Origin of the sequence: Collinsella sp. AK_207A (assembly GCF_902501965.1) — a bacterium.
Taxonomy (GTDB): domain Bacteria; phylum Actinomycetota; class Coriobacteriia; order Coriobacteriales; family Coriobacteriaceae; genus Collinsella.
The window spans coordinates 288371-299961 of the sequence record NZ_CABWID010000014.1; the positions used below are offsets into that span (position 1 = coordinate 288371).

Here is an 11591-nt window from a genome sequence, read left to right on the forward strand (position 1 = left end):
TGCTACACGCCCGCCCGCAAGCGCTCAACGGTTCGAAACCGCTTGCGCGACATCTACCCGAATCCCCTCACGGCCGGGGAAAACCGTGATATCGCCCTGGTCCTTCGTACAGAAGAAGGTGACGTCGCGTTCCTCGAGTGCCTCCATGCACGCCTTTGAGGGATGCCCATAGCGATTCCCCTCCCCCGCGCTCGCGATAGCCGCCTCGGGCTTGAGCTCTTGCAGAAGCTCGTCGCTCACGGATACCTTCGAACCGTGATGCCCCACCTTGAGGACGTCGATGTCTCCCACATCCGGGGCATAAAGCTCCTCCTGGTCGCGCTCGGTGTCTCCGGTGAGCAGGACCGAGAGCGTGCCCTTGGCCCCCTGGTAATCGACGTCGAGGCAGAGCGAGTCGGCGTTCTCGAGGCCGGCTACCGGCTCGCGGGGCCATACGGCCCTGCAGGTGAAGCCGCCCACCTGCAGGGTATCGCCCACTTCGATTTCCTCGATTGCACCGCGCCATCGTTCGCGCACGTCATCGGGTACGTTCTCCGCCGCCCCCTTTGCCACGAGTAACCTGCCCACGCTGAAGTTCTCGAGCACGTCGGGTAGTCCGCCCCAGTGATCGCGATCCCAGTGGGTGATCGCGATCGCATCTAGGCGGAACACGTGCTGGCGCGCGAGCGCCGAGACCACATCGTCATCGACGCCGGCATCCACGAGCAGCGTCGAGGCCCCATCTCGTACCAGGATGGCATCCGCCTGGCCGACGTCGAGCACGGTTACGGCGGCAGGTGCCAAAAGCCCCCACCGGACCGCCCATCCCACGACCAACACGAGGAGCGCGCCGGAGAGCGCGGCCAGACGACGGGCGCGCCACACCCGCCAGGCACGTGCGAAAACAAGGACCGCCCCCGCGTAGCAGATGAACAGCGGGGCCGATGAGGCTGAGACCGTCACGGATGCCGCGGGTATCCGGCTCATAACGTCAGCGATCCACAGGGACGCGTTGGCAAGGCCCTCGGGTACGCAGAGAATCGGCACCAGAGCCGGGGAAATGGCGCACAGCGCGGCCGCGGCGAGACCGGTGACCAAGAGGAGGTCCATGACGGGTCCCGCGACGAGGTTCGCCACAGGCGCTATGAGCGACACCGACTCGAATACGGGAACTGCGATAGGTATCGTCGCCCATTGCGCGGAGAGTGTGAGCGCAAGCGCCTCGGAGAGCGAACGCGGTAGGCCCCTGAGCTCAAGCTGGTAGGAGAGCAGCCGACTGAACAGCGCGATGAAGAGCACGGAGACCGCCGAGAGCTGGAAACCAAGGTCGAACACCACTCCAGGCTGCACGAGCACGAGCAGCATCACCGCGAGCGCCAGGCCCGAGATCGCATGCCCCCGACGCCCCGCAGCGCCGCAGGCTAAAGCGGCGGAGACCATGACGAGCGAGCGCACGGCGGAAGGTGCACCCCCGGTGAAGACCACGTAGGACGCCATGACGATACCGAGCGCCACGGCTCGAACGCCGCGCCGGCAACCGAGACGGCGAAGCGCGATCTCGATCAGGCCCGACACCTGGGCAAGATGGCTGCCGGATACCGCCACCAGATGTGAGAGACCGGTTCTGGCGAACTGGTCCGAGGCATCGGTCTGGGCGAGCTCCGTCGTGCGTCCGCAGACGATGCCGGTCATCAGGGCGCGGGCGGTGGAGCGAGCGGGTTCGATGCACCTGAGAATGCGCGCACGCACGCTCCCGATCAGGCCGCGACGCTCCCCCTCCCAGCGCTCCGTCACCCGTACGAGCCTCACGGTCGCCACCTCGCCGTGCAGGTAGCGCGATCGCTCCCAGTCGCCCTCATCGAAGACATCGATGGTCCCGATACCGCGCACGACGTCACCGGCCTCGAACATAGCCTGGGAAGATAGGCGGACGCGGCCGAGCAGACGACCCTCACGCCCCAGCACTTTCGCCGTCGATGAGATGCCAGTGCTGGAGACGCTCGGATCGCCTTCGACGACGAAGCTCAGCGCCGAGACCGCCCCCGCAGCGGCAATCGAATCGCGCGCCGCCGCCATGCGAACGGAGAACAGGCCCGCCGCGCAACTTCCGAGCACGATCGCGACCAGGAGCCAGCGGACATATCGGAGAACGTGCTCGGAGCCGTTGCGACGGCCGCGCGCGAGCATCCCGATGGCCCCGAGCGCGAGGGCACCCATGCACGCCAGCGACACGAGGGGAAGCACTGCGAATCCCTGCCACGCAAGCTCGCACACGGTGGCAGCGGCGATGCAGGTGCCGACGGCCCCGGCAGCGGAGGGCGGCACATAGGGACGCGGCGGCAGACCCTCGTGCGATCTCACACGCATGCTGCCGACCTCAAGCGCTCGAGCTTTTTCTCCCCGATGCCGCTCACGCGCAAGAGGTCGTCCACGCTGTTGAAGGGGCCGTTCTGCTCGCGATCCTCGACGATGGCCGCCGCGGTGGATGGTCCCACGCCGGGAAGCGCGTCGAGCTCCTCGGCAGACGCGGAGTTGATATTCACGAGTCCGGAACCAGACGCGCTCGAGTCATCGGCAGATCCGATTGCGCCGGAAGAGTCAGCTGATCCCGGGGCGACAGAAGCCTCCCCCACGCGCGGAACACTCACCTTCTGCCCGTCCGCGACCTTGGCCGCCTGGTTGAGCGAGGATGTATCCGCATCGGCTGCCAAACCGCCGGCCGCAGCGATGGCATCGGCCACACGCGAGCCTTCGGCCAGGGTGACCACCCCGGGCTGCATCACCGCCCCGCCGACATCGACCATGACCTGGGTGGGCGCTTCGTCTCCGGTATCATCATCGGAAGCGGCATCGCCCTCGACGGAGCCTTGCACCTCCTCGCTCCCGGCAACCGCATCAGAAGGAGGAGCGCGCTTCAACTCAACCCCGCCCTGCGCCATACCAAAGCCGAACCCGCCGACGATCACGGCCAGCACGAGCACGAGCACGGCTGAGCCAACGGCCCACGGCCTCGCCTTGAACCAGGTGAATAGCTTGTTGATTGCCCCCGCGCGACCTTGGACCTGCATATTCCGTACCTCCTGCAACCATGCTCGCAAAGCCCGGGTCCACCGAGGGCATGAGTTTCAGAAAGTGGAACGCAATATGCGGAGATGTGTACCAACCATCTACTTCTCGCAGGTAAAGGCACCCGTCGTGGCACCGCACGGTAAAGAACAAGGCCCCATCCGCTCGCATTCCCGCAGGAGATGCGAGCGGATGGGGGGCCATGCAGGGCCGGTCCTAAACCCAAAGGACCGGCCCGGGCAAACAAGCAGCGACTCTACCAGCGGTTTCTACTCGGCATGCGCGGGCCGGTACTTTGCCTCGAGACGGTCGTGCCGGTCATGCAGGGGCCGCGGACGATGATAGGTGGGGCCGCCGAAGTCGATCCACTCGACGTTCCGCACGAGATGTTCGATCATTGCCTCATGGTCGAACATCTCCCACGCTGCATGCACCTCATCCATCTTTGCATGCGTCTCGGGACGACGGGGCATGAAGAGCGTGCAGCAGTCGGGCGCCGTCTCGCAGCTGATGTCGTACGTCCCGATCGATTCGGCGCGCTCGATGATCTCCTGCTTATCGGAACCGATGAGCGGACGGAGCACGGGCGTGTCAACGACCTCGTTCACCGCGGCGATGTTCTCCAGGGTCTGGGAGGCCACCTGGCCCAGGCTCTCACCGGTGACGATGGCACGCGCGCCCTCGAGCTGGGCGATCCGCTCGGAAACGGCGTACATGACGCGGCGGTACATGATCACTCGCAGGTCGTTGGGGCACGCCATGGAGATCTCGCGCTGGCAATCGCCGAAGGGCACCACGTAGAGCCGTCCCACCTGGACCGCCGGGGCGAGCGCCCGAATGATGTCCTGCACGAGATATTCGCTCGTATCCGCTGTCTGCGGCCTGCCGGAGAAGTGCACGGGCACGGGTACCGCGCCGCGCCGGGCGATCATCCACGTGGCAACCGGCGAGTCGATGCCGCTCGAGAGCAGGGTGACCACCTTGCCGGCGCTCCCCTGCGGAAGGCCGCCCACGCCGCGGTCGCTCTTGGCGTACACGTAGACGCTCCCCTGCACCACGAGTACGTGCACGCGGGCGTCGGGGTCCTTCATCTTGACCTTCTTCTCGGGGAAGGCGTGGCAGAGGACCTCGCCCACCTGGCGGTTAAGGTCCATGGTGTGCAGCTCGTAATCGGTGTTCGAACGCCGGGCCTCCACCTTGAAGGTCTCGAACGGACCAAACTCGTGGAGCGTCTGAACCGCGGCGGCACAGTACTCTTCCGGGTCGCGATTACAATGCAGCGCCAGCGAGACACGCGCCACGCCGGGAACGCGACGAATCGTGTCGTACGCGGCCTCGGCCTCGCCCTTCTTGGAGAACGTGACGAGGATGTGCCCGGAGATGCGCGTGCACGTCGCCACGGAAAAGGCGGCCAGAGCCGCCTTGAGGTTGTCCATGAGAATGCGCTCGAAATGGGCGCGGTTCTTGCCCTTGAGCCCTATCTCGTGATAGTGCACCAGGCAGACACGGCTTGCCATCCGCTACTCCTTGATCCCGGCCTTGTGGCCCAGGGCCTCCTCGTAGCGATCGGCGTTGTAGGTGATGTCGCCGTCCTCGATCTCATCCATCGCCATGGAGATGGTGTCCTTGCCGGAGAGTGCGACGGTGATGTCGTCAACGGCCTGCACGTTCAGCACGCGGCTATGCTGCTCGCGCAGCATGGAGTTGATGTCGCAAGCGCGCTTGGAAGCGAGCGAGGCGAGCAGGAAACGGTTGTGATCCGTCTTCTGCAAAAGGTCGTCGATCTTAGGGCTAACAACGGACATGAACTATATCCTTTCGTATCGATCGAGCGTGTCGAGGAGCTCGCGCGTGGCCGTTTCCAGATCGTCGTTCACGATGCGAGCGTCGTAGCGGTCGGCGCACGCAAGCTCGTGACGAGCCGTTTGAAGGCGAAGCTCCATGCTCTCGGGAGATTCCGTTCCGCGATTCCGCAGGCGCTCCTCGAGCACCTCGAGCGAGGGCGGCTCGATGAAGATGAGCACGGCCTCGGGAAAGCGCTCGCGAACGTTAAGAGCACCTTGGACGTCGATCTCGAGAATCAGCGAGCCTTCCTCCAGGCGATGCTCGACCTCGGAGACGAGTGTGCCGTACCGATGGTCGAAGACCTGGGCCCATTCAAGAAAATCACCGGTCTCGACGCGGCGCGTGAACTCCTCATCGGAGAGGAAGTGGTAGTTGACGCCATCGACCTCGCCGGGGCGCGGGGCCCTCGTGGTAGCGGAAACCGTCAGGCCCAAGTCGGGGCGACGCTCGCGCACGCGTGCGACGAGTGTCCCCTTCCCTGCTCCTGACGGTCCGGAAATAACGAAGAGCTTGTTCGTACGCAAGCTCACTTACTTGGTGAGCATGGCGAGGAGCTGCTCGCGCTGGCGAACGCCCAGGCCCTGCACGCGACGGGTAGCGGAGATACCAAGCTCATCCATGATCTTGGCAGCCTTGGCCTTGCCGTAGCCGGGGAGCGACTCGATGAGGGTGGTGACCTTCATGCGAGAGGCGATGGGATCCTCGGAATTCAGCACAGACTCCAGGGTGATCTCACCCTTCTTGATCTTCTCACGCAGCTCGGCACGGGCGTGACGGGCGGCAGCGGCCTTCTCGAGAGCGACCTTGCGCTGCTCGTCGGAGAGCTGAGGAAGAGCCATTAGTACCTCCAATAATCGAATCTCTTACACACGTAATTCATGGAAAACGCCTGCTCAAAGGCGTAACCAATCTTCAACGCCCACATAGAGTAGTGGAAGCGAGCGCCAGTTTCAAGCACTTTGGTCTGAAACGGCGCGCCAATCCTGCAACTTCATAGAACGTTCGCCATGTTTCCGCAGGATTGACGCGGGGTCATTCAGACCGTTAGGACGGGGCGCGACGACGCTCAGGCAGCCTCGCCAGCCTCCACGAGCTCGGCCACGATGCCCTCGAGGGCGGCTATGGGATCCTCGGCCGCGGTGATGGGACGGCCCGCCACCAAGTGGCTGGCACCGGCGGCGATGGCCTGGGAAGGGGTGGCCACGCGACTCTGGTCTCCGAGCGCCGAGCCCGCGGGACGCACGCCCGGGGTGACGATGAGAGCGTCCGGGCCGAGGAGCGCGCGCATGGCCTCGGCCTCGCGCGGCGAGCAGACGATGCCGTCGAGTCCGCTCTCGTGCGCGAGGGTCGCCAGACGCGATGCCTCAACGTCCACGGGATCGGTGACGCCGATGCTCGCGAGCGCATCTGCGTCCATGCTCGTGAGCACGGTGACGGCGATGACGCGCGGGCGCTCCCCGCGCACGGCAGCAGCCTCCTCGGCCCCCTCGCGCGCCGCCTGGAGCATGGGTCCGGAACCCAGGCCGTGGACGGTGATCAGGTCAGCACCCGTGAGCGCCGCGGCCCGTACGGCGCCGCGGACCTGATGCGGGATGTCGTGCACCTTCAGGTCGAGGAAGACCTTGAACCCGCGCTCCTTGAAGGCGGTCACGATGGAAGGCCCCTCGGCGTAGAAGAGCGTCATGCCGATCTTCACCCACTGGGCGCGACCTTTGAGCTCTTCGCCCAGGGCGAGCGCCTCCTCGCGGCCGCAATCCAGCGCCACGATCACGCGGTCTCGGGCTTCGGCCTCTAGCATTCGAAGGCTCCAATCAGCTCGTTGATATCGGAGACGCCCTGGCTCTCGGCCCAAGCCTCGAGCTCGTGCAGGATGCGCACGCTCGCGTCGGGCTCGGCGAAGCTCGCCATGCCCACGGCCACGCAGCAGGCGCCGGCGAGGATGAACTCAGCCGCGTCCTCGCCCGTCATCACGCCGCCCACGCCGCAGATGGGGATATCGACCACCTGGACGGCTTCCCACACCATGCGCACGGCGATGGGGTGGCAGAGCGGACCGGAGAGGCCGCCCTTGGGCTTGCAGAGGCGCGAGCGGCGCGTGTGGACGTCGATCGCCATGCCCTGGATGGAGTTGATGATGGTGAGGCCGTCGGCACCGGCCTCCTCGAGCGCGACGGCGATCTCGGGCACGCGCACCGGGGCCATCTTCACGAAGAGCGGGCGCTTGGTGACCTTACGGCAGGCGCGCATGACCTCGGCCGCGCCCTCAGGCGTGGAACCGCAGGCCGCGCCGCCGGCGGCGATGTTGGGGCAGCTCACGTTGATCTCGAAACCGGCGGCCCAGGGGCAGAGCTCGTCGAAGAGCTCGAGCGCGCGGACGTACTCCTCGGTGGAGTGGCCCGCCACCTGGCAGATCACGCGCGTGCCCTTCTCGGCGAGGTCGGCGAGCCAGGGACCGGACTGCTCGGCGAAGGCGCGGACGCCGGGGTTCTGCAGGCCCACGGAGTTCATCATGCCGCCGCGGAGCTCCGTCATGCGCGGAGCGGGGTTGCCCTCCCACGGCTCGGCGGCGCAGCCCTTGGTGGTGATGGCGCCCAGGGCGGAGACGTCCATGAGCTCGGAGAACTGCCAACCGTAGCCGAAGGTACCGGCCGCGGTGTTGATGGGGTTCTTCATCTTGACGCCGCCGAAGTCGACGGCCATGTTCACATTCGCCATTAGAAGACCACCACCTTGGAGGCATCGAAGACGGGGCCGCACATGCAGGCGCCCTTCATGCCGTCCACCGTTTGGACGTTGCAGGTGTTGCAGGCACCGAAGCCGCAGCTCATCATGCGCTCGAGCGAGGCCTCGCAGAAGACGCCCGCCTCCTTGGCAAGGCCGGCCACGCGCTCCATCATGGGCGCGGGACCGCACGTGGCCACGTAGTCGTAGGCGTTCGCGGCGAGGAGCTCGCGAGCGGGATCGGTCACGAAGCCATGATGGCCGGCGGTGCCGTCGTCGGTGCAGACGCGAACCTCGCCGGCGCCCAGCACGCGGGCCTCGGCCTCGCCGACGAGCTTGGCAGCCGTCGCCGCGCCGAAGACGACGTCGACGGCAACGCCGGCGGCGGCGAGCTCGCGCGCGAGGCAGAGCACGGGGGGAACGCCGATGCCGCCCGCAACGAGCAGCGCGCGGGCGCAACCCGCGGGAGCCCCCCAGCCACGGCCGCCGGGGCCGAGCAGCGTGGAGGTATCGCCCGCCGCCATGTGGGACAGGCGCTCGGTGCCGTCCCCCACCACGGCGTACCAGATCTCGATCGTGCCCGCCTGGGCATCTGCCGCGGCAAAGCTCAGCGGCACGCGAAGCAGGCTCATCGCGTTGCCGGGGACGGCGATGTTCACGAACTGCCCGGGCTTGAGCGCCGCCGCGCAGGCGGGCGCGCTCACCACGAGCTTGAAGATGCCGTCGGCGATCGGCTCGTTGGAAACGACGGTGAAGTCGTGCACCCGAGCCGGCGAAGGATTCGGCATGTCTCCCCTCCTCAAATACAAAAGTGGTACATCGGGACAGCCCCAATGTACCACTTACAAGTTGATGCTAGCAGATGGCGCCGTTGCGGAGCGTCGGCTCGCCGCCCACGAAGACGTCGGTGGCACGGCCCGTCAGGTGCGCGCCGATGAAGCCGGAGTTCTTGGCCTTGGACTCAAAGCCGTCCTCGGTCACGTCCCACTCCTGCGCCGGGTCGAACACGGTGATGTCTGCCGTGGCACCAGCAGTGATGCTCGCGGCCTCCACGCCCAGGATACGGCGCGGGGCGACGCTCATGAGCTCCACCATGCGGGCGACGGAGATCTTGCCGGTCTCCACCAGGTTGGTAAGCACCAGGCCGAGCGAGGTCTCGATACCCGTCATGCCGAAGGGCGCGAACGCGAACTCGCGGGCCTTCTCCCACTCGGCGTGCGGCGCGTGGTCGGTCACTATGGCGTCCACGGAGCCGTCGATGACGCCCTCGAGCAGCGCGGCGGCGTCCTCGGCCGTGCGCAGCGGCGGGTTGACCTTCAGTGCAGTGGGATAGGTGGCGTCGATGTCATCCTCGGTGAGGAAGAGGTGATGCGGCGTGACCTCGCAGGTAACGGGCAGGCCCTCGGCCTTGGCGGCGCGCACCATGTCCAGGCCGCGCTTGGTGGTGATGTGCTGGATGTGCAGCTTGGCACCGGTCAGGCGTGCGAGCGCGATATCGCGCTGGATCTGCAGCTCCTCGCCCTCGGCCGGCCAGCCGAGCATGCCCAGGCGTGTGGAGACGACGCCCTCGTTGACCTGGCCCTCGCCCACGAGGCCGGCGTCCTGGCAGTGGCTCATGAAAACCTTGCCGAACATGATGCCGTAGTCCATGACGCGGCGCATCATGCCGGCGTCCTGGATGCCGCGGCCGTCATCAGTGAAGGCAACGGCGCCGCGGGCGACCATGTCGCCCATCTCGGCGAGCGCCTCGCCCTTGAGGCCGCGCGTGCACGCACCGGAGGGGTACACGCGGCAGTGGCCCACTTCGGCGGCGCGGGTCTTGATGTACTGGACCACGATGCCGTTATCGGTGCAGGGGTCGGTGTTGGGCATGGAGCACACGCCGGTGAAACCGCCCTTGGCGGCGGCGCGGGTACCGCTCTCGATGTCCTCCTTGTACTCCTGGCCCGGGTCGCGCAGGTGCACGTGCATGTCCACCAGGCCGGGGACGAGGTACTTACCGGTCAGGTCCACGACCTCGGCATCGGCGGGAGCCTCCAGACCCTCGCCCACCGCCGTGATCTTCTCGCCCTCGAGGGCGACGTCCATAACGCCGTCAAGCCCGGCAACCGGGTCGACCACGTGTGCGTTCTTAAGCAGAAAGGCCATTATCGGCACCTCCAAGCAGCAGGTAAAGGGCGGCCATGCGCACGCAGATGCCCGCATAGACCTGTTCCAGGATGACGGAGCGCTCGGGATGGTCCGCCATGTAGCTATCGAACTCCACACCGCGGTTGATGGGACCGGGGTGGCAGATGATCGCGTCGGACTTCATGAGGTGCTCGCGGCGCTTGGTGAGACCGTAGAGATCGTGGTACTCGCGGATGCTCGGGAAGGGCGCGCCCTCCAGGCGCTCCATCTGCACGCGGAGCATGTAGACCACGTCGAGGTCGGGCAGCGCGTCGTCCAGGTTGAAGACCACGTGGTCGGCGCCCAGCACGTCCGGACGGGGCGGGATAAGCGTCTGCGGGCCCACGAGCGTGACCTCGGCGCCCATGATCTTGAGCGCGGGCACGAGCGAGCCGCACACGCGGGAGTGCGAGATGTCGCCGACGATACCCACCTTCAGGCCGTCGAAGCTGCCCTTATGGTTCCAGATGGTGTAGAGGTCGAGCAGCGCCTGCGTGGGATGCTGGTGCTTGCCGTCACCGGCGTCGATCACGGCGGCGGGACTTGCCTGCGTCACCATGTAAGGGGCGCCGGCATGCTTGTCGCGGATGACGATGCAGTCGATCTTGTAGGAGTCGAGCGTCATGACGGTGTCGATGAGGCTCTCGCCCTTCACCGTGGAGGTGGAGCTGCCGCCGAAGTTCATGGTATCGGCGGACAGGCGCTTCTCGGCCAGCTCAAAGGAGCTGCGGGTGCGCGTGGAGGGCTCGTTGAACATGTTGACGATGGTCTTGCCCTTGAGGGTGGGGACCTTCTTGATGGCGCGCTCGTTCACGGAGCTGAACGCGCGGGCGGTCTCCAGGATCGTCATGATATCGGTATCGGAGTACTCCGTGATATCGATCAGGTGCTTGTGGTTGAAGGCCATGTGCTACTCCCCTCCCAGCGGCGCGGAGCCGATGTGGCTGCCCGGTGCCGCAGCGGAAACCTCGACGGTCGTACGGCCGTCAACTTCATCCAGGTACAGGCGGACGTTCTCCTCGCGCGAGGAGGGCACGTTCTTGCCCACGAAGTCAGGGCTGATGGGAAGCTCGCGATGGCCGCGATCCACGAGCACGGCGAGCTCGATGGACTGCGGGCGGCCGAGGTCCATGATGGCGTCGAGCGCACAGCGGACGGTACGGCCCGTGTAGAGCACGTCGTCCACGAGCACGATGCGCTTACCGTCAACGTCCCAGGGGATGTTGGTGGCGTGGATCTCGGGCGCGATGTGCGTGGCGAAGTCGTCGCGGTAGAAGCTGATGTCCAGGCTTCCGAGCGGGACCTCCACCCCCTCGATCTCCTTGATGGCAGCGGCCAGATGGCGCGCCAGGATGTCGCCGCGGGTGACGATGCCCACGATGGCGAGGTTCTCGACGCCCTCGTTACGCTCGACGATCTCGTGCGCGATGCGCGTGAGCGCGCGCTGGATGGCGGTCTGGTCCATGATGACCGTCCCGGTTTCGGTGGTTCCCACAGGTCTCCTTCCTTTGCTCTGACAGTAAAAACAATGCCCGACCGCTCAGCGCGGCACGGGCACCCAAGGGAAGGAATCATCTGTTTCCTTGCGGGTGTCTCGCACGCGCTTAAAGGTCTTGGACAGTGTAGCACAGGGCAGATGAAGGGATGTTGATGAGGTGGATGCGGAGTGTTCGGGTTGTCGGACCCTTGATTATCAACTTTATCCGAACACCTCCCACATTCATCCGCACATGTGCGGATGAATGTGGGAACCCGATACCCTGAGGGCCGGATCGGCCGGCCCCGGGAGATCGGAGGACGGCATGTCCGGA

12 protein-coding genes are annotated in these 11591 nt (G+C 66.1%); all 12 read right to left on the minus strand.

Annotated elements, in window-relative coordinates; genetic code table 11:
- Positions 1-24: 24 nt before the first annotated feature.
- The 12 genes from GDJ97_RS04815 to pyrR all read right to left on the minus strand — a co-directional run bounded on the left by GDJ97_RS04815 (position 25) and on the right by pyrR (position 11245).
- The gene (locus tag GDJ97_RS04815) at positions 25-2346 is read right to left on the minus strand and encodes a DNA internalization-related competence protein ComEC/Rec2 (protein ID WP_152070064.1); all 2322 of its coding nucleotides are present in this window, start codon (positions 2344-2346) and stop codon (positions 25-27) included.
- Positions 2337-3047 carry a ComEA family DNA-binding protein gene (locus GDJ97_RS04820; protein WP_152070065.1) on the minus strand — a complete coding sequence of 237 codons (711 nt, stop codon included), beginning with the start codon at positions 3045-3047 and terminating at the stop codon, positions 2337-2339. The genes GDJ97_RS04815 and GDJ97_RS04820 overlap by 10 nt, the downstream gene beginning before the upstream one ends.
- A 267-nt stretch (positions 3048-3314) precedes the next feature.
- Positions 3315-4562 carry a tRNA uracil 4-sulfurtransferase ThiI gene (gene thiI / locus GDJ97_RS04825; RefSeq protein WP_152070066.1) on the minus strand — a complete coding sequence of 416 codons (1248 nt, stop codon included), beginning with the start codon at positions 4560-4562 and terminating at the stop codon, positions 3315-3317.
- Positions 4563-4565: 3 nt separating this feature from the next.
- Positions 4566-4850 (minus strand): DNA-directed RNA polymerase subunit omega, encoded by a 285-nt coding sequence (locus GDJ97_RS04830; protein ID WP_152070067.1) that lies wholly within the window; start codon positions 4848-4850, stop codon positions 4566-4568.
- Between the two features lie 3 nt (positions 4851-4853).
- Positions 4854-5420: a guanylate kinase gene (gene gmk / locus GDJ97_RS04835; protein ID WP_152070068.1), complete on the minus strand. Its 567-nt coding sequence runs from the start codon at positions 5418-5420 to the stop codon at positions 4854-4856.
- The gene (gene mihF, locus GDJ97_RS04840; protein ID WP_152070069.1) at positions 5421-5729 is read right to left on the minus strand and encodes an integration host factor, actinobacterial type; all 309 of its coding nucleotides are present in this window, start codon (positions 5727-5729) and stop codon (positions 5421-5423) included.
- A 227-nt stretch (positions 5730-5956) separates the two neighbouring features.
- Entirely contained in the window at positions 5957-6688 is a 732-nt protein-coding gene (gene pyrF, locus GDJ97_RS04845) for an orotidine-5'-phosphate decarboxylase (protein WP_152070070.1), read from the minus strand.
- Positions 6682-7605, minus strand: a complete 924-nt coding sequence (locus GDJ97_RS04850; RefSeq protein ID WP_152070071.1) for a dihydroorotate dehydrogenase — start codon at positions 7603-7605, stop codon at positions 6682-6684. The genes pyrF and GDJ97_RS04850 overlap by 7 nt, the downstream gene beginning before the upstream one ends.
- On the minus strand, positions 7605-8399 hold the full coding sequence (locus GDJ97_RS04855) for a dihydroorotate dehydrogenase electron transfer subunit (RefSeq protein WP_193221314.1): 795 nt from the start codon (positions 8397-8399) through the stop codon (positions 7605-7607). Before GDJ97_RS04855 ends, GDJ97_RS04850 begins: the two co-directional genes overlap by 1 nt.
- A 67-nt stretch (positions 8400-8466) precedes the next feature.
- Entirely contained in the window at positions 8467-9759 is a 1293-nt protein-coding gene (locus tag GDJ97_RS04860; protein WP_152070072.1) for a dihydroorotase, read from the minus strand.
- Complete coding sequence (locus GDJ97_RS04865; protein ID WP_152070073.1) at positions 9743-10687, minus strand: aspartate carbamoyltransferase catalytic subunit; 945 nt, start codon at positions 10685-10687, stop codon at positions 9743-9745. Before GDJ97_RS04865 ends, GDJ97_RS04860 begins: the two co-directional genes overlap by 17 nt.
- A gap of 3 nt (positions 10688-10690) precedes the next feature.
- Positions 10691-11245 (minus strand): bifunctional pyr operon transcriptional regulator/uracil phosphoribosyltransferase PyrR, encoded by a 555-nt coding sequence (gene pyrR, locus GDJ97_RS04870; protein WP_152070114.1) that lies wholly within the window; start codon positions 11243-11245, stop codon positions 10691-10693.
- Positions 11246-11591: the final 346 nt, after the last annotated feature.